The 17,730-nt window shown below is 34.8% G+C and carries 16 protein-coding genes; 2 read left to right on the forward strand and 14 right to left on the reverse strand.

Annotated elements, in window-relative coordinates:
• Positions 1-141: 141 nt before the first annotated feature.
• The 6 genes from K6T82_RS13900 to flxA form a co-directional block, all read right to left on the reverse strand.
• The gene (locus tag K6T82_RS13900) at positions 142-1,023 is read right to left on the reverse strand and encodes an LpxL/LpxP family acyltransferase (RefSeq protein ID WP_223706695.1); all 882 of its coding nucleotides are present in this window, start codon (positions 1,021-1,023) and stop codon (positions 142-144) included.
• Complete coding sequence (locus K6T82_RS13905) at positions 1,024-1,278, reverse strand: acyl carrier protein (RefSeq protein ID WP_095952768.1); 255 nt, start codon at positions 1,276-1,278, stop codon at positions 1,024-1,026. It abuts the gene before it with no gap.
• Positions 1,271-2,506: a beta-ketoacyl-[acyl-carrier-protein] synthase family protein gene (locus tag K6T82_RS13910; protein WP_223706697.1), complete on the reverse strand. Its 1,236-nt coding sequence runs from the start codon at positions 2,504-2,506 to the stop codon at positions 1,271-1,273. Before K6T82_RS13910 ends, K6T82_RS13905 begins: the two co-directional genes overlap by 8 nt.
• Positions 2,507-2,715: 209 nt before the next feature.
• Entirely contained in the window at positions 2,716-3,447 is a 732-nt protein-coding gene (gene flxB / locus K6T82_RS13915) for a flexirubin biosynthesis SDR family reductase FlxB (RefSeq protein ID WP_223706699.1), read from the reverse strand.
• Positions 3,448-3,456: 9 nt separating this feature from the next.
• Positions 3,457-4,686: a WG repeat-containing protein gene (locus tag K6T82_RS13920; RefSeq protein WP_223706701.1), complete on the reverse strand. Its 1,230-nt coding sequence runs from the start codon at positions 4,684-4,686 to the stop codon at positions 3,457-3,459.
• 40 nt (positions 4,687-4,726) lie between these two features.
• Entirely contained in the window at positions 4,727-6,247 is a 1,521-nt protein-coding gene (gene flxA / locus K6T82_RS13925; RefSeq protein WP_223706703.1) for a flexirubin biosynthesis tyrosine ammonia-lyase FlxA, read from the reverse strand.
• 101 nt (positions 6,248-6,348) lie between these two features.
• On the opposite strand from flxA, the gene K6T82_RS13930 reads away from it, so the two are divergent.
• Complete coding sequence (locus K6T82_RS13930; protein WP_223706706.1) at positions 6,349-7,599, forward strand: NAD(P)/FAD-dependent oxidoreductase; 1,251 nt, start codon at positions 6,349-6,351, stop codon at positions 7,597-7,599.
• A 15-nt stretch (positions 7,600-7,614) separates the two neighbouring features.
• Here K6T82_RS13930 and K6T82_RS13935 read toward each other — a convergent pair whose 3' ends face one another.
• The 5 genes from K6T82_RS13935 to K6T82_RS13955 form a co-directional block, all read right to left on the reverse strand.
• Positions 7,615-8,217, reverse strand: a complete 603-nt coding sequence (locus K6T82_RS13935) for a hypothetical protein (protein WP_223706708.1) — start codon at positions 8,215-8,217, stop codon at positions 7,615-7,617.
• Positions 8,218-8,376: 159 nt separating this feature from the next.
• Positions 8,377-8,712 carry an L-rhamnose mutarotase gene (locus K6T82_RS13940; RefSeq protein WP_223706710.1) on the reverse strand — a complete coding sequence of 112 codons (336 nt, stop codon included), beginning with the start codon at positions 8,710-8,712 and terminating at the stop codon, positions 8,377-8,379.
• Positions 8,713-8,722: 10 nt separating this feature from the next.
• Positions 8,723-9,577, reverse strand: a complete 855-nt coding sequence (locus K6T82_RS13945; protein WP_144216233.1) for a fumarylacetoacetate hydrolase family protein — start codon at positions 9,575-9,577, stop codon at positions 8,723-8,725.
• Positions 9,578-9,950: 373 nt separating this feature from the next.
• Complete coding sequence (locus K6T82_RS13950; protein ID WP_223706712.1) at positions 9,951-10,715, reverse strand: SDR family NAD(P)-dependent oxidoreductase; 765 nt, start codon at positions 10,713-10,715, stop codon at positions 9,951-9,953.
• Positions 10,716-10,754: 39 nt separating this feature from the next.
• On the reverse strand, positions 10,755-12,410 hold the full coding sequence (locus tag K6T82_RS13955; RefSeq protein ID WP_223707103.1) for a UxaA family hydrolase: 1,656 nt from the start codon (positions 12,408-12,410) through the stop codon (positions 10,755-10,757).
• Positions 12,411-12,559: 149 nt separating this feature from the next.
• Between K6T82_RS13955 and K6T82_RS13960 the strand changes: the two genes are divergently transcribed.
• Positions 12,560-13,423 carry an AraC family transcriptional regulator gene (locus K6T82_RS13960; protein ID WP_223706714.1) on the forward strand — a complete coding sequence of 288 codons (864 nt, stop codon included), beginning with the start codon at positions 12,560-12,562 and terminating at the stop codon, positions 13,421-13,423.
• Positions 13,424-13,697: 274 nt separating this feature from the next.
• On the opposite strand, the gene K6T82_RS13965 is transcribed toward K6T82_RS13960, so the two are convergent.
• The 3 genes from K6T82_RS13965 to K6T82_RS13975 form a co-directional block, all read right to left on the reverse strand.
• A complete protein-coding gene (locus tag K6T82_RS13965; protein WP_223706716.1) occupies positions 13,698-14,477 on the reverse strand; it encodes an SDR family oxidoreductase in 780 nt (259 codons plus the stop codon).
• 249 nt (positions 14,478-14,726) lie between these two features.
• A complete protein-coding gene (locus tag K6T82_RS13970; protein WP_223706719.1) occupies positions 14,727-16,415 on the reverse strand; it encodes a sodium/sugar symporter in 1,689 nt (562 codons plus the stop codon).
• Between the two features lie 255 nt (positions 16,416-16,670).
• Complete coding sequence (locus K6T82_RS13975; protein ID WP_223706721.1) at positions 16,671-17,729, reverse strand: UDP-glucose--hexose-1-phosphate uridylyltransferase; 1,059 nt, start codon at positions 17,727-17,729, stop codon at positions 16,671-16,673.
• Position 17,730: the final 1 nt, after the last annotated feature.

Genomic DNA, 17,730 nt, shown 5'->3' on the forward strand with positions numbered 1-17,730 from the left:
TTATAACTGTAGTTAATTTCACAAATTATAGTGTATGCAAAGGATATTATTTTAGAAAAAAAATTAGTGAAATTAGCGACAAAAACATTCGTTCCAAATAATTAGGGAAAATTCGTGAATTCGTGGCAAAAAAAATAAAAATTAAGTTTCAGATTCATTCCAAAAATCAAAATAATTGAACCACTGTAGCGGATAACGATTTAGAATGCTTTCCACACTTTTCACATATTCTTTCAAAAGCCCTTTTTCGTCACGATGTTTTACTTCGGCTTCTCTGGCGTATAAATGATAATGAAGATTTGGTTCTTTCATTACATAAACAAATACAACAGGAACTTTTAATCGGGAAGCAATTAAAAATGGTCCAGCAGGAAAGTTGGCTTCTTTACCTAAAAAGTTTTCAGTTAAAGATTTTGTTCCTTCAAAATAACGATCGCCGGTAAAACAGATCAATTCGTTATTCGCCAAAGCGGCATTGATCTCAAAAATATGAGACAAATCTTCTTTGATGATAATGAATTTTACAGTTGGTTTTTGAGAAACACTTTCCAAATAATTTTTAATGGCAGAATGTTCCAAATCTGTAGTAACAAGATTGATTTGGAAATTGAGATCAATATCTCCCAAAAAATGTTCAGCAATTTCAAAATTGCCGACATGTGCGCTAATTAAAACACCACCTTTTTTTTCTGCCAGTAATTTTTTTAGCGTTTCGATTCCGTCAAATTCATAAGTGAATTTGTTTCGCATTCCGGCAGAAATCGAAATCTTATCAATAATAGTTTGTCCAAAAGTGTAATAACTTTTGAAAACCATTTTTTTGGATTTGAAATAGGAATATTGAAGTCTTTCTTTAAAATAATAGAAAATGGCTCTGTTGCTTTTTCTTAGAAATAAAAAATAATAAGAAGCAACAAAGTAAAGTAAGACATAAGCGGCTTTTACACCCGCTTTCTGAATCAAAAAAACGAATATTCGATAACCTAAAACAGTTCCTTTGGATTTACCATCCCATTGACTCATTTAAGCTGATTTGGCTTTTATTTTGGTTTCGATAAGGTCGTAGAAACTTTGAAAATCAGAAATTCCAACAAAATCTGCTTCAACCAGTTTTACACCAAAGTTGGCTTCAATTGAAACTACCAAGTCAACATAATCCAAGCTGTCTAACCCAAGTGTATCTTTTAAATTAGCATTTGGTTCAATGTCGTCATTGTCTACTTCAAATTCATCAACTAAAAAACCATTTATTCTTGCTATAATCTCTTCTTTATTCATCGTTTAATTTAAACTTTTTAACCACCAACGCAGAGTTGGTTCCTCCGAACCCGAAAGAATTGGACAAAAATATGTCAAATTTTTTGTTTAACGTAGTTTTAACTAAATTTAATTTTGATGCATCTTCGTCAGGATTTTCCAAATTGATGTTTGGCGCGATAAAATCGTGCTGCATCATTAGGATGGAATAGATAATTTCACTCGCTCCCGCCATCCAGCATTCGTGTCCTGTCATCGATTTTGTTGAACTTATATACGGATTTCTTTCACCAAAAACTTCAAAAATTGCTTTTGCTTCGTTTGCATCACCAACCGGAGTTGAGGTTGCATGTGCATTTATGTATTCAATATCTGAGGCTTGTAATTTGGCATCATCCAATGCTCGTTTCATTGCTGTGGCAGGTCCTTCGACATTTGGGGTAGAAATATGTCCACCGTTTGATGAAAATCCGTAACCGCCAATTTCTGCAATGATATTGGCACCACGCGCAATAGCAGATTCGTAACTTTCTAAAATCAAAGTTGCACCGCCACCGCTCGGAATCAAGCCATCTCGATCTGCATCAAAAGGTCTTGAAGCTTTTTCTGGATCGCTTTCTCTGTTAGAAAAAACACCTAATCCGTCAAAACTGCTCATGGCATATTTATTAATTTCCTGAGCTCCTCCGGTAATTACAATATCCTGAAAACCATTTTTAATTAAAAAATAAGCCAAACCAATAGAGTGAGAACCACTCGCACAAGCTGCGCTTACAGTAAGATTGATGCCGCGAAGTTTAAAAATCGTTGAAAGATTCATTGTTACCGTAGAATTCATCGATTTAAAAATCGCGCCAGAACCAATAAGGGCAGTGTCTTTTTTCTCGCGTACAATATCTGTTGCGTCAATGATAGCTTTAGAAACGGAGTCATTTCCATACATGATACCCACTTCATGCTCATCAAAAAAAGCATCGTCGATATTTGCATTTTTCAATGCTTCTATAGTGGCCATATAAGCATATTCGGTTTCTTCACCAATGCTCATACGTTGTCTTCTAGTCAATAAATTTTTAAGATCAGCTTTCGGAACCATTCCTGTCAAGGCTGATTGAAAACCAAATTCTTTACGTTCAGAATCAAACTGAATACCAGATTTTCCTTCGTATAGCGAATCTTTTACTTCGTCTAAAGAGGTTCCGATACAAGAATAAATTCCCATTCCAGTAATTACAACTCTTCTATTCATCGTCTTTCAAAGTAATTTTATATCCTTAAAGTGTAATTTTTTTAATCAAAAGGTACAAAGTTTTTGTTTTTTTAATCTCGCAAAGACGCAGAGTCGCAAAGAATACTTTTTAAAGTCTTTTTAATAAAAAAACTTGGCGACTCTGCGTCTTTGCGAGCAATTTTCAGCATTAAAAAACTTGCTTGAACCTCGCAAAAGTGAAGCAATTCTTAAGAATATATCCCACCGTTTATATTGATAATCTCTCCTGTAATATAGCTGGCTTTTTTAGAAATCAAAAAGCTTACCAAATCTGCTACTTCTTCGGCTTCGCCAAAACGATTTACCGGAATAAGTTTCAGTAATTCTTTTTCGTCCAATTCGCTTGTCATATCTGTTTTGATAAAACCTGGAGCTACTGCATTTACAGTAATATTTCGTTTTGCCACTTCTTGTGCCAATGCTTTTGTAGCAGCAACAATAGCACCTTTTGCCGCTGAATAATTAGTTTGCCCTGCAGTTCCTTTTACTCCAGAAACTGAAACAACGTTTACAATTCGGCCATATTTATTGCGAAGCATTTTTTGAATGAAGAACTGTGTTACATTAAAAAAACCGTTCGTACTTGTATTCATCACACTATTCCAGTCTTGAGGTGTCATCCACATAAAAAGACCATCTTTAGTAATTCCCGCGTTGTTTACGATTGCTTCAACTAATTTTTCAGGATTTTCTTCCTGCCATTGCATAAGAACGTTTTGTACTTGTTCAAAATCAGCAACATCAAAACCTAAGATTTCTCCTGTTGCACCTAATTTCTGTATTTCTTGTAATGTTTCCTCAGCGGCTGTTTTATTCGAATGATAGTTAATCAGAATATGATAATCAGATTCTACGGCTAATTTTTTGCAAATAGCACTTCCGATTCCTCTAGAACCGCCTGTTACTAATACACACTTCATAAGTGAAATTTATTTCTTTTTCTTAGCTGCTGGTTTCGTTGCCGATTTTGCAGCTGGTTTGGTTGTTTTTGTTTCTTGTTTTGGGGCTTCAGCTGGAGCAGCAGCAACGGGTTGAGTTTTTTCTGATTTCGAGAATAATTCAGCATTTTCAAACCATTGGTTTGCTAAAACTGTTCCATCTGGATTAAGAAATCCCCATTTCCCTTCGTTTTTCACTCTTGCAACGCCATTGATAAATCCTTTATCTTGTTGTGTAAACATCGCGATAATAGCATTTGTCGTGATTCCGTATTGTGTTGGAATTACCAATTTTCCAGATTCGTTAATGAATCCCCAGTTACTTTCTTTAATTGGCGCCAGACCGTTTGTACTAAAAACTTCTGCATCATTGTAAGTTGGTTCAATTACAAATTTTCCTTCTGGATTGATGAATCCCCATTTTTTTCCAACTAAAACAGGAGCTAGATTTTTACAGAAAGCTTTTCCTTTATCATAAATAGGAAGAATTGCCCAATTTCCTTTTAAGTCGATATAACCAATTTTTCCGTTCTTTTTAGCATAAGTCAAATCCTGAGTTTCGAAATCCCAAATTTTTTCTGCGCCATCAACTGGAATAAATTTTCCGCCGCTTACAAGACCGAAAGTTTTATCTTTTCTAGCCCAAGTTGTGTTTTTGAAATAGTTTCCAATTTCAGCATAAGCTGGTTCAACCATTTCCTTTCCTTGCGTATTGATGATTCCCCAGTTTTTGTTCAATTCAACTCTGGCATAACCATTTTCAAAAGATTTGATTTGATCGTATTTTGGTTCTAAAACAACAACCATTTTATTGTTGATTAGTCCCACTTTATTGTTTTGTCTGATAAAAGCAACACCATCATTAAAATCAAATACTTTATCTGTAGTAGGTGCTTTTTGGATTTCTCCTTTTGTATTAATATAAACCCATTCTTTGTCTTTTTGTACAACAGCTATTCCGTTGTTAAAATCTTTTGCATCTTTAAAATCTGCTGGAATTACCCAAGTTCCTTTTGTGTCGATAAAACCCCATTTTCCGCCATTTTCAACAGCAGCCAAACCTTCAGAAAAACTTCTGGCAGATTTGTATTGAGGTTCGATTTTAAAAGATCCGTCTTTAGAAAGATAACCAATTTTAGAGTTCTTTTTAACTAATGCTAATTCTTGACTATTAACAAATTGAATGCAGCTTAGCAATAAAAATACAAGTGACTTTTTCATGATTTTAAGATTCAATATTAATACTGTAAATTAAAGATTTTTAACTATTTATCAAATAATCTTTTACTTTTTGAACGAAAGGATACATTACTTGATCCTCTTTGAATTCTGGAATTATGTTTCTAACATCGTCGTACCATTTTTTAGTAATAGACGAAATTTTATCTTTTTGACCTAAATAATCAATTGCCTGAACAATTGTGATTAATTCGATGGCTAAAACTTCAAACGAATTTTCGATCACTTTTGATGTAATTACTGCAGCATTTGTTCCCATACTTACAATGTCTTGATTGTCATTGTTGTTCGGGATACTGTGTACGTACATTGGGTTAGATAACATTTGGTTTTCTGCAGTTGTTGAAGTTGCAACGAATTGAACTCCCTGCATTCCGAAATTAAATCCTAATGTTCCTAAGTTTACGAATGGAGGCAAAATTTCGTTGATTTTTGAATTCAATAAATAATTCAATTGACGTTCTGCCAGCATCGTTAATTTTGTAACAACGATTTTCAGTTTATCCATTTCTAACGAAATATAATCTCCGTGAAAATTTCCTCCGTGATAAACGTGTTTGTTTTTAACGTCAATAATTGGATTATCGTTTGCTGAATTAAATTCGTCTTCCAAAATAGAAGCTACATTATTGATCGTTTCTAAAACGGGTCCCAAAATTTGAGGAACACATCTTAATGAATAATATTCCTGAACTTTTTCTTTGAAGATTTCTTCTGTATTTTCACCAGAATATAAGTGGTCTTCTCTTTTACGGATCAACGTACTGTCAGAAAGATTTTTTCTCATTCTTTCTGCCACTTCCTGCTGTCCTTTATGACGTTTGGTTTGATTTAATTCTTCAGAAAAGTGATCATCATAAGCTTGAACCAATTCGTTAATAGCACAAGAAGCTTTTAACGACCAGTCTAATAATTTTGAAGCATAATGAACATTTACCACTCCAATTCCTGTCATTACAGAAGTTCCGTTAATTAACGCTAAACCTTCTCTAATTTCTACTTGAATTGGTTTTAAACCTTCAATTTCAAAAACTTCTGGAGTCGGACGTCTTTCACCTTTATAAAAAACTTCACCTTCACCAATTAAAACTAAAGCCAAATGTGATAATTGTACCAAGTCTCCACTTGCACCAACACCACCATGTTCAAAAATTAAAGGCGTAATATCTCTGTTGATTAATTCTGCCATTAAATGAATTACAGAAGAATGAACTCCTGAATTTCCTAAAGAAAGGGTATTTAATCTCGCCAGAATTGCTGCTTTTGCACATTCAGGGTTTAAAGGTTTTCCAGTTCCTGAAGAGTGGCTTCTAATTAAATTATATTGTAATTGAATTTGATCAGACTCTTTAATTCTGTATTGAGCCATTGGACCAAAGCCAGTATTTACTCCGTAGATTACTTTGTTTCCTGAGAATTCTTTCAAGAAATTAAAACTTTCGTTTACTCGATTTAAAACCACATCGCTTATAGCAACTTTGTTTTTCCCAAAAATTATGGCTTCAAATTCTGCTAAACTTAAATATTCATTTATTGTATTCATCAAATCAATTTTGGTTGCGCTAATTTAATTTTATTTATCAAAATAAATGTAGTTATTTTGATGATGGCAAATGTAGGTTAATTAATGATAATAATTCTAATATGACAAAGGAGTTTGTTGATGTTTTAGTGATTGGTGCAGGACCGTCTGGATGTGTTTCGGCATCGTACCTTTTTAAAAACAACGTAAAGGTTAAAGTTGTAGAAAAAACAAAGTTTCCGAGACTTGTAGTAGGCGAGAGCCTTATTCCGCGTGTTATGGATCATTTTGCTGAGGCAGAATTGTTTGACGCGCTTGATGCAATGAACTTCGAAAAAAAATTGGGAGCTCGTTTCATTAGAGGAGCAGAAATTTGCAATTTTGATTTCAGTAAAAAATTTGGAGAAGGCTGGGATTGGACTTGGCAGGTTCCAAGAGCTGATTTTGACAACACTATGGCGCAGGAAATTGTACGAAAAGGAATTGATCTGGAATTTGAAACAGAAGTTCTGGAAGTTTCTTTTGAAGGTAAAAAATCCAAAACCATCGTAAAGGACAAAGACGGAAATTTAAAAGAAATTCACGCCAACTTTATTATCGATTCAAGCGGATACGGACGTGTTTTGCCAAGACTTTTAGACTTGGATACGCCTTCTAAATTAGATCCGCATTCTTCGATTTTTACTCATGTTAAAGATATTAATAGAGAAGAAGGAGAAGAAGGAACTCAGATTTCTTTTGATATTTTGGAAACCGAAGTTTGGCTTTGGGTAATTCCTTTCTCAAATGGAAATACAAGTTTAGGAGTTGTTGGACCCACAGATTTTATCAATTCGCTTTCTGAAAATAAAGATAATGCTGAAGCGTTGCGAAATGCGATTCAGAAATCAGATTATTATATCAAAAGATTTAAAGGAACAGAATTTTTGTTTGAACCAGTTAAATTAGAAAACTATTCAAGAGCAGTGAAAAGAATGTACGGAGATGGTTTTGCTTTGACAGGAAACAGTTCAGAATTCTTAGATCCGGTTTTCTCTTCGGGTGTAGCTTTTGCAACTGAATCTGGAATGTTGGCTGCCAAATTATATCTAAAAGAATCGCAAGGAATTCCTGTTGATTGGGAAGTAGAATTTACACAATATATGAAACGCGGTATTGCCGTTTTTACGACTTATGTACAAGAATGGTACACCGGAAATCTACAAACTTTATTTTTCCATCAGCCAGAAAATCCTGAGGTAAAAGAAAAAATATGTGCAGTTTTAGCAGGATATGTTTGGAATGAAGAAAATTCGTTTGTCAAGAAACATGATCACGTAATAGCAAATATGGCGTATTTACTAAATATGCAAAAAGAACAAAGCCCTGAATAATCAGGGCTTTTTTTGTTATTTCATTTTCTTTATAATTAGTTTTGACATCGATTTTGCTGTTTTAGCATAACCTTCTCCAAGTCTAGATTCGTTGCTGAAATTACTTCCCCATTGATCTCCGGGAGCTTCGTCGCTTGTAATCTCCAACAAAACATTTGATTTATTATTAGAATCGACAAATTTAAGGTTGGTAGTTACTTTTGCAGGTTGTTTCATAATTCCTGCATCCCAACCAGGAAAAAGCCAAACTGTTTTTACAATCAGGGTATAAGGCGTTTTTAATCCTTCCTGAAAATTCAAATCTTTTTTCTCTTTCGTTAAAACGATATTAGCGATTTCTAAAAATTTAGGCGTCCAGATATTTTCTCTTGCCGCAATCCATTTTTTCTCCCAGATATTACCGTTTCCTTTTGCTTTTTTGTCTAAATCGGCTTTGTGTTCCTGAACGTATTGTGCTTCGGGCATTTTTTCTTTCATCATAGTAAAATCACTATAATCAAAAATAACATTCACTTCTTTTTGGTCTTTTAAAAAGTCAAAATTTCCCTGAACAACATCCATATCTTGAGCAAATGCAGCTCCCGATAGTAAAAGGCATGCAATAATTAGTTTTTTCATTTTTTAATAATTGAGGTTGTTTTTATGATTTTAAAATTAATTAAAAACACTAAATAACAACATATTACATGTTAAAATAAAATTACCTTTTCGTTTCAAAACAAAAAGAGGATTTCGTTTAGAAATCCTCTTTTTTATTTTTAGAAATAAGAATGAATATTACAATTCAAATATCTTATCCATTAAAATCCATTTTTGTCCTGGTTTTGCCCAAGGAAGCGCTTGTTGGAATTTCCACATTAAAGTTTCCCATTCTTGGACTTTTTCGTTGGCGGCGTCGGCTTTGTCTTTTTTCTCAAAAGAGAAATTTTCATCACCTTCGATAATCATAAAAAGTCTATTTCCTGTGCAGTAAATATCCAGAACTAAAATTCCTGCATCTTGAATGCTTTTTTTAATTTCAGGCCAAATGTTTTCATGCAGTTTTTTGTATTCTGAAATTAAGTCTGCATCATCTTTTAGGTCTAAAGCCAGACAGAATTTTTGTGTTGCCATAATCTTAAATTTATCCTTGGTAAGCTACAGCAGTTTGTTTGCTTGTACCTAAACCTTCAATTCCTAATTCGATTACGTCACCTGCTTTAATGTAAATTGGATCTGGTTTAATTCCAAGACCAACTCCCGGAGGCGTTCCTGTGCTGATTACGTCGCCAGGAAGCAATGTCATAAACTGACTTAAATAATGTACTAAAAACGGAATTTTGAAAATTAAGTTTGAAGTATTACTGTTTTGGAACGTTTTTCCGTTTACAGTCAACCACATTTTCAAATTGTTTACATCGCCAACTTCGTCTGGAGTTGCCATAATTGGTCCAAGAGGAGCAAAGGTATCAGAACCTTTTCCTTTTGCCCATTGTCCGCCACGTTCGATTTGGAAAGCTCTTTCGCTGTAATCATTCAAAAGGCAATATCCTGCGATATAGTTTGGCGCATCTTCTTCAGAAACATAACTTGCTTTTTTACCCACAACAAATGCCAATTCTACTTCCCAATCTGTTTTTTCACTGTTTTTTGGAATGATCAAATTGTCATTTGGCCCGCATAAAGAAGTGGTAGATTTAAAGAAAATAATTGGTTCTTCTGGAATTGCTGCTCCAGTTTCTTCGCAGTGATCTACATAATTTAATCCGATGCAGATAATTTTTGAAGGACGCGCAACAGGCGAACCTAAACGAACTGAATCGCTAACTTCTGGAAGTGCAGGGTTATTTTTTAAAGCTTCTTCTAATTTTTTTAATCCGTCATTTTCAAAAAAAGCTTCGTTGTAATCTGTTACGATAGACGAAACATCATATCTTTTATCATTTAGTAAAACCCCTGGTTTTTCTTTTCCTTCTTCTCCAAATCTAATAAGTTTCATAATCTTTTAATTTTTTAGTAATGTGTTTTTTTGCCACGAATTGCACCAATTTTCACGAATTATAAATTTGTGTGAATTTGTGAAATTTGTGGTTTATATTTTTTGCCGCAGATCTAAAGGATTAAAAAGGATTTTATTTCCTGTTTTTGTCAGGCTGAGCGAAGTCGAAGCCCACGTCCAATTGGAGCGCCCTTCGACTTCGCTCAGGGTGACAAACTAAAACGAATCATTTATCTGTGGCTTTATATTTTTTTTCGCCACGAATTCACGAATTTTTACAAATCGTAATTCGTGAAATTCGCAGTAATTTTGAAGCAAATTTCACAGATTTTTTAATCATTTTAATTCGTGAATTCGTGGCTATTTCTTCTTTTTAGTTATTCAATTTAATAAAACCTCCATCAATTGGGTAGTCAGAACCTGTGATGAAAGAAGACTCGTCGCTGCATAAGAATAAAGCCAAAGTTGCGATTTCATCTGGTTTTCCCATACGACCGATTGGCTGTGATTGCGATAATTTTTCGAAGATTTCTTCTTCTTTTCCTGGATAATTTTTAGCAATAAATCCGTCTACGAAAGGCGTGTGAACTCTCGCAGGAGAAATAGAATTACATCTGATTTTATCATTCAAATAATCTTTTGCAACCGATAAAGTCATCGCCATAACTGCACCTTTTGCAGTAGAATAAGCAAAACGATCTGGAATTCCAACCCAGCAAGCAATTGAAGCCAAGTTCAAAATTACACCTCCGCCAGAACCTCTCAAAGCAGGAATCGAAGCATGAAGACAGTTGTAAACCCCTTTTACGTTTACATTCATGATTCTGTCAAAATCAGATTCAGAAGTTGTGTCAACTTTTCCAACGTGAGCAATTCCCGCGTTATTTACTAGAATATTGATATTTCCGATTTTTTGGAAAGTTGCATTTACTTGTTCGTGGTTTGAAACGTCGCAAGCGTGAGCAAAAACACTTCCTCCAGCCGATTTGATTTCTTCAACCGTTTCTTTTGCACTTTCTTCGGTTAATTCTAAAATATGAACTTCAGCTCCTTGTTTCGCAAATAAAACAGAAATCGCTCTTCCGATTCCGCTTCCTCCACCTGTGATAATTGCTTTTTTATTTTGTAATGAAAACATTTGATATAAATTTTTATAGTTATTTTTTAATTGAGTCTTTTACAAAGATACGCCACGTTTCCACGGAATAAAATCATCTTGGTTTAATTGTACTGCTTTCGGAATAATTTCGCCGCTTGCCGCTTTGATGCAGTATTCTAAAATTTCCTCGCCCATTTCTTCAATAGATTTTTCACCACTAATAATTGGTCCGCAGTCAATATCGATGATATCTTTCATTCTAGTTGCCAAAACAGAATTTGTAGCTACTTTAATTACAGGGCAAACCGGATTTCCTGTTGGAGTTCCTAAACCTGTTGTAAACAAAATCAAAGTTGCTCCAGAAGCCGCTTTTCCAGTTGTTGCTTCCACATCATTTCCTGGTGTGCAAACCAAACTTAAACCTGGTTTTGTAACCAATTCGGTATAATCTAAAACGTCAACAACAGGAGAAGTTCCACCTTTTTTGGCCGCTCCAGCACTTTTGATAGCATCGGTAATTAAACCATCTTTAATATTTCCTGGAGACGGATTCATATGAAATCCTGAACCAACTTTATGAGCCAGTTCATCGTAAGATTCCATTAAATTGATGAATTTTTTAGCATTGTCTTCTGTAATGCATCTGTCGATTAAGTTCTGCTCAGCTCCACATAATTCTGGGAATTCTGCCAAAAGAATTTTTCCGCCTAAAGCGACTACTAAATCTGAAGTGTAACCCACAGCAGGATTTGCAGAAACACCGCTGAAACCGTCGCTTCCGCCACATTTTACTCCAATGCATAAATCGCTTAATGGCGCATCTGTTCTTTCGTATTGGTTGATTTCGATTAAACCTTCAAAAGTCTTTTTGATGGCATTTGTAATCAGAACTTCTTCGCTTTCTGTTAGTTGCTGTTCAAAAATAAACAACGGTTTGTCGAATTCTGGATTTTGTCTTTTTACATCATTTACAAAATCCTGAACTTGTAAATGCTGGCATCCTAAACTCAAAAGCGTGATTCCACCAACGTTTGGATGATTCGCATAAGAAGCCAATAAAGCGCTCAAAGTAGAAGCATCCTGACGCGTTCCACCGCAACCACCTTGGTGATTTAAGAATTTAATTCCGTCCACATTTTCAAAAACACGTTTGTTTTTCGGCGTCGGATTCAATTCAATATTAATATCGTTAATATCATTTCCGTTTAAATAACCTTCCAGTAATTCGTGCGTAAATTGATTGTATTTGTCTGTTACCGCATAACCCAATTGCTTGTGTAAAGCTTCTTTGATTACGTCAAGATTTCTGTTTTCACAAAAAACAGTCGGAACAAAAAGCCAGTAATTTGCTGTTCCAACGCGTCCGTCTTTTCTTTTGTAACCTTTAAAAGTTCTGTTTTCAAACTTAGAAACATCTGGTGCATTCCATTCGTAAGACGCATTTCTGTAAGCGTAAGGATCTGCGGCATGTTTTAAGTTTTCGGTCGTCATTAAACTCCCTTTGACAATATCATTTTGCACTTTTCCAACCAAAACACCGTACATGTTTACTTCTTCTCCCTGCTTCATATCTTGCATGTAGAATTTATGTTTGGCTTTGATGAGGTCTTGTAAAACGTAAGTTTCGTTTTCAAAAAGAATGGTTTCTCCTTTTGGTAAGTCGGTTAAAGCTACAAGAACATTATCGTCCGGATGTAGTTTTACCACTAGTTTTTTAGTAGTATTCTCCAGCATTGTTTTTTCTTTTTTTCTTTTTTGTGTTGTCGTTAACCGCTTTATTTTCATTAAAATTTGGGCAGTAAACGAAAAATAAAATTAGTTTTTTTAGTCTTTTGTTATTAGTCTAATATTATCCGTGTATAATCTTTAATTATCTTTGCAATATGAAATTGGAACAAACTAAAATAACGTCTTATCTCAACTCAAGAGTTTCGGTGCTAAATCGCATTGAGCCATTTTTTCAGGCGCCGTTTCATTCGCATCCAGAATTGGAATTGGTGTATGTAAAAGAGAGTTTTGGTAAAAGAATTATCGGAAATTCGGTAATGCCGTTTGAGCCTGGAGATATGGTTTTTTTAGGTTCTGATATTCCTCACGTTTGGCTGAATGATGAAAAATATTATCAAGGAATTGAAGATTTAAAAGCCAATTCGATAGTCGTATATTTTCATAAAGATATTTTCGGACCGACTTTTTACGAATTAAAAGAAACTCAGAAAATCAACGAACTCTTTTTTCAAGCCGGAAAAGGAATTTCAATTATTGGAAAAACAAATAAGCAAATTGCTAAAAAACTAGAGAAATTAGTTGCTAAAAAAGACTTCGAAGTAATCGTCGGTCTTTTTGAAATTTTATCCATTCTTTCGGACAGTCAGGATAAGATTTATATCAATGATGAAATTTATTCTCTAATGCAGAAGGATTCAAAAGTGGATCGACTTTCGGAGGTTTTTCAATATGTGAATAAAAATTTCAAAAAGAATATTTCCTTAGAAGAAATTGCCGCTGTCGCAAATATGACTCGGACTTCTTTCTGTAGAATGTTTAGAGTAAAAACAAAAAAGAATTTTGTGGATTATCTGCATGAAATCAGGATTTCAAATGCTTGTAAGTTGCTTTTGGAAACCGATAAAAGCATGTCTGAGATTGCGTATGATTGTGGGTATAAAACGGCTTCTAATTTTAATAAACTCTTTAAGAAGTTTAAAGGGATTACGCCTTCTGAGTTTAAGAATAGTGCGATATGATTTGAAAAGAAATAGCCACGAATTCACGAATTTAAAATGCTCAGTCTGAGTGAAAAATTAGCTTGAATTTCACGAATTGAAAAATCTGCGCAATCTGCAAAATCTGCGGGAGAAATTTATGCCACAGATTTAAAGGATTAAAATGATTTTTAGACCCAGTTTTGTCAGGCTGAGCGAAGTCGAAGCCCACGTCCAATTGGAACGCCCTTCGACTTCGCTCAGGGTGACAACTAAAACGAATCATTTTTAACCCTCTTAATCTGCGCAAAAAATATTAAATAGATCGATCTAAATGTGTGTAACCACCATCTACATAAATAATCTGTCCAGTAGTATGGCTTGATTTTTCAGACAATAAGAAAACAACCATATTAGCGATTTCTTCAGCAGTTGTCATTCTGTTTTCTAGTGGAATATTTTTAGTGATTGCAGCTAGTTTTTCTTCTTTATTTTCGAAAGTATTAATCCACGTTTCGTAAAGAGGGGTGTAACATTCTGCTACAATTACGGCGTTTACACGAATGCTGTATTTCAATAATTCTACCGCCCATTCTCTGGTTAAGGCATTTCTACCTCCGTTTGAAGCTGCATAAGCTGAGGTTCCGCCTTGTCCGGTTTCGGCGGTTTTAGAACCAATATTTACAATAGCACCTTTTGATTCTTTCAAATAAGGAAGAGCGTGTTGCGCCATTAAATAATAATGCACTAAATTTTTGTGAAGTGAAGCAGCGAAATCTTCATAATTTCCGTTTTCTAAACCAACGCCGTCATTCACTCCGGCATTGTTTACCAATCCGTCAATTCTTCCGAATTTGGCGATTACGGCTTCAACAGCTTTTTTGCAGTCTTCAGGTTTTGTTAGGTCAGCAGCAACTTGATGTGCTTCTTTTCCAATGGCTTTTAATTCTTCTACGGCTTTGATGTTATCCTTTTCGTTACGTCCAACGATAAACGGAATTGCATTTTCTTCGGCAAGAACCTTAACGATTCCTAAACCGATTCCTTTTGCGCCGCCAGTAACGATAATGATTTTTTGGGTTAATGATAACTGCATGGTATTTATGTATTATAATTTAAAAATTCTTGTTTCTGATTAGATTGTCACCCTGAGCGGAGTCGAAGGGCGCTCCAATTGGACGTGGGCTCCGACTCCGCTCAGCCTGACAAAACGAGACTATGAAATCACTTTTAATTCTTTAATCTGTGGCTTTATTTTTATGCAACGAATATACTTTAAAAATTTACAGCTGTTGTTCATGACAAACAACAGCTGCAAAAATAGAGAGATTAGAACTGATAATTATTACCAGAACTTAACATAAAGCGCAGCAATAATCAATAACGTAATAACGATTAAGACTGTTGTTTGCGGTTTAACTTTGAACATTTCAGAATCAATTTCAAATGCTTTAGGATTTACTTTTGGTCCTGCAAAACTTATAAGAATCATGGCAATCATTGTAAATAAGAATGATAATCCCATACAGATGTGGAACGGAATTTCAAATCCGCCTTTTCCGTTATTGTAAGCTGTGTATAAAAGTGTGTCGTTTCCAAACAAAGCTGGAGCGTATTCGTTGAATAAAACAGATAATAAGAATCCTAAGATTACACCCACGATTGCAGCTGTTCCAGTAGTTCTTTTCCAGAACATACCTAAGAAGAACATCGCAAAAACTCCAGGGCTAATGAATCCAGTGTATTTTTGGATGTATGTAAATCCACCAACACCACCAATTCCTAGTACATCATTCCATGTAAATAAAACAGCCAAAAGCATCGCAACAAAAACAGCAAGACGACCAATGTTTACCTGTTGTTTTTCACCAGCATCTTTTTGGATGTATTTTTTATGAACGTCTAATGTATAGATTGTAGAGATACTGTTTACTTTTCCAGCCAAAGATGCTACGATTGCAGCAGTTAAAGCCGCAACAGAAAGACCTTTTAATCCAGTTGGTAGGAATGTTAATATAGCAGAATATGCCTCATCTTTTACTCCACCCTCCAATTGAGGTAAGTGTCCACTAGTGTATAAAACGTAAGCAGCGATACCAGGAAGCATTACGATAAGTGGCATTAATAATTTCAACATACCGGCAAACAAAATACCTGTACGAGCTGTTTGTAAATCTGCTCCAAGTGCTCTTTGCGTAATGTATTGGTTACATCCCCAGTAGTTTAGGTTGATGATCCAGATACCAGCCGCATAAGATAACAATCCTGGGAAAGTTAAATATTTGTCGATTTCAAGCTGTGTAGAAGTTGCAGTTGGTTTCGGAATAATCATTTTGAAATGTTCTGGAGCCTGTTGCATCAAAACTTTGAAACCTGCAATAGCGTTTTGCCCAACACCAAAAGCTTCTGCAACTGTTGTTAGTGCAATATAAGAAGTTACCAAACCTCCGATAATTAATACAGCTACCTGAATAACGTCTGTGTAAGCCACAACCTTCATTCCTCCAAGAGAAATGAATAAAGCAAAAATAGCCAATCCAAGCATAATTACGTGAAGATATTCTCCACCAGCTAGCTTGTTAATAGCTACAGCTCCTAAGTATAAGATTGAAGTCAAGTTTACAAAAACGTATAAAAACAACCAGAATACCGCCATAATAAGTGCAGTAGATTCGTTGTAACGTGTTTTTAAGAACTGAGGCATCGTGTAAATCTTGTTTTTAAGATATACAGGAATAAACCATACAGCTACAATAATAAGTGCAATAGCAGCAAGCCATTCGTAGGCAGCAACAGCGATTCCTAAAAAGAAACCTTCACCACTCATTCCGATGAATTGTTCTGCGGAGATGTTAGAAGCAATAAGAGAAGCTCCAATTGCCCACCAAGTTAGATTTCCTTCAGCCAAAAAGTAAGCTTTAGCATCTTGTTCGTCTTGTTTACGTTTGCGGTAAACCGTGTAACCGTAGACAGAGACTACGATAAAATAGATAATAAAAACCGCATAATCTGCGAAAGCGAGGTTTTGGTTCATTGCTAGTAGTATTTTAAATAATTAGTATAGGGTTAAAATTTGTTTATGTGGTTATAAATAAGCTTTTGTGTTATGTAATCTTGTTTAAATTGCAAGATGTGTTTTATTTCTGTTATTTTTTTATGAAAATAAAAGTGGAAGCCAAATGTAAAATAAAATTTTATAAATCAACTATCAGCAAATGTGTTTTTTACATTTATTCGTGGATAATTGTGTTAAATTTTTAGTTTTCGAATTTCTTTCCTACAATAATCACTAAGCTTTTACCAGACTTTTGTAATGTACATCTGAAAGTTGTCGTAAAATTTCAGCACTTTTTTCAGGTGTAATATCACGTTGCGATTCGCCAAGCATTTCATATCCAACCATAAATTTCTTTACTGTAGCCGATCTCAACAAAGGCGGGTAAAAATGCATATGAAAATGCCATTCCGGATGATCTAAACCATCTGTAGGCGACTGGTGAATTCCTGAAGAATATGGAAATGAAGTATTAAATAAATTATCGTACTTCGTTGTTAGCTGTTTTAAGATTTTAGCAAAAGCACTGCTTTCTTCAGCTGTGAAATTCGTGATTTTGTTTACGGCTCTTTTGCTCACAATCATAGTTTCGTAAGGCCAAATTGCCCAAAAAGGAACAAGCGCTACAAAATGATCATTTTCAATTACGATTCTTTCGCCAGCATTTAATTCTGCTTGAACATAATCTTCTAAAAGCGTTTTTTTGTTTTTATCGTAATATGATTTTAAGCTGTTTTGTGTCTTTTCCACCTGAGTTGGCAAAGAAGACTGTGCCCAGATTTGTCCGTGCGGATGCGGATTACTACATCCCATTACACTTCCTTTGTTTTCAAAGATCTGAACGTGATTGATGTACTTGATGTTTCCTAAATCGGTGTATTCTCTCTGCCAAGTCTTAATGATGTTTTCAATATCGGCAATTTCCATTTCTGGTAAAGTCAGATCGTGTCTTGGCGAAAAGCAAACCACTCTTGAAATTCCCTGTTCTGGTTTTGCCTTGAAAAATGTATGTTTAATATCGTCTTCAAAAATAATTTCTTCCTGTTTCATGGCAGCAAAATCATTTTCAAAAACAAAACTGCTTTCGTATTGTGGGTTATTCATTCCGTTGGCACGAACATTTCCCGGACACAAATAACAAGTTGGGTCGTATTTAGGAAGTTCTTCTGTCGAAATCGTTTCATTCTGTCCCTGCCAAGGGCGTTTTGCACGATGAGGTGAAACTAAAACCCATTCATTAATTAATGGATTGAAGCGTCTGTGCGGATCTTCGTTAATGTCAAAATTTTTCATT

The organism is Flavobacterium potami, from assembly GCF_020026915.1.
Taxonomy (GTDB): domain Bacteria; phylum Bacteroidota; class Bacteroidia; order Flavobacteriales; family Flavobacteriaceae; genus Flavobacterium; species Flavobacterium potami.

What these genes read in the sequence shown, in the direction of transcription:
- K6T82_RS13900 (WP_223706695.1), bottom strand. Translation starts at nt 1,023, where the DNA reads ATGAGTCAATGGGATGGTAAATCCAAAGGAACTGTTTTAGGTTATCGA.
- K6T82_RS13905 (WP_095952768.1), bottom strand. Translation starts at nt 1,278, where the DNA reads ATGAATAAAGAAGAGATTATAGCAAGAATAAATGGTTTTTTAGTTGAT.
- K6T82_RS13910 (WP_223706697.1), bottom strand. Translation starts at nt 2,506, where the DNA reads ATGAATAGAAGAGTTGTAATTACTGGAATGGGAATTTATTCTTGTATC.
- flxB (WP_223706699.1), bottom strand. Translation starts at nt 3,447, where the DNA reads ATGAAGTGTGTATTAGTAACAGGCGGTTCTAGAGGAATCGGAAGTGCT.
- K6T82_RS13920 (WP_223706701.1), bottom strand. Translation starts at nt 4,686, where the DNA reads ATGAAAAAGTCACTTGTATTTTTATTGCTAAGCTGCATTCAATTTGTT.
- flxA (WP_223706703.1), bottom strand. Translation starts at nt 6,247, where the DNA reads ATGAATACAATAAATGAATATTTAAGTTTAGCAGAATTTGAAGCCATA.
- K6T82_RS13930 (WP_223706706.1), top strand. Translation starts at nt 6,349, where the DNA reads ATGACAAAGGAGTTTGTTGATGTTTTAGTGATTGGTGCAGGACCGTCT.
- K6T82_RS13935 (WP_223706708.1), bottom strand. Translation starts at nt 8,217, where the DNA reads ATGAAAAAACTAATTATTGCATGCCTTTTACTATCGGGAGCTGCATTT.
- K6T82_RS13940 (WP_223706710.1), bottom strand. Translation starts at nt 8,712, where the DNA reads ATGGCAACACAAAAATTCTGTCTGGCTTTAGACCTAAAAGATGATGCA.
- K6T82_RS13945 (WP_144216233.1), bottom strand. Translation starts at nt 9,577, where the DNA reads ATGAAACTTATTAGATTTGGAGAAGAAGGAAAAGAAAAACCAGGGGTT.
- K6T82_RS13950 (WP_223706712.1), bottom strand. Translation starts at nt 10,715, where the DNA reads ATGTTTTCATTACAAAATAAAAAAGCAATTATCACAGGTGGAGGAAGC.
- K6T82_RS13955 (WP_223707103.1), bottom strand. Translation starts at nt 12,410, where the DNA reads ATGCTGGAGAATACTACTAAAAAACTAGTGGTAAAACTACATCCGGAC.
- K6T82_RS13960 (WP_223706714.1), top strand. Translation starts at nt 12,560, where the DNA reads ATGAAATTGGAACAAACTAAAATAACGTCTTATCTCAACTCAAGAGTT.
- K6T82_RS13965 (WP_223706716.1), bottom strand. Translation starts at nt 14,477, where the DNA reads ATGCAGTTATCATTAACCCAAAAAATCATTATCGTTACTGGCGGCGCA.
- K6T82_RS13970 (WP_223706719.1), bottom strand. Translation starts at nt 16,415, where the DNA reads ATGAACCAAAACCTCGCTTTCGCAGATTATGCGGTTTTTATTATCTAT.
- K6T82_RS13975 (WP_223706721.1), bottom strand. Translation starts at nt 17,729, where the DNA reads ATGAAAAATTTTGACATTAACGAAGATCCGCACAGACGCTTCAATCCA.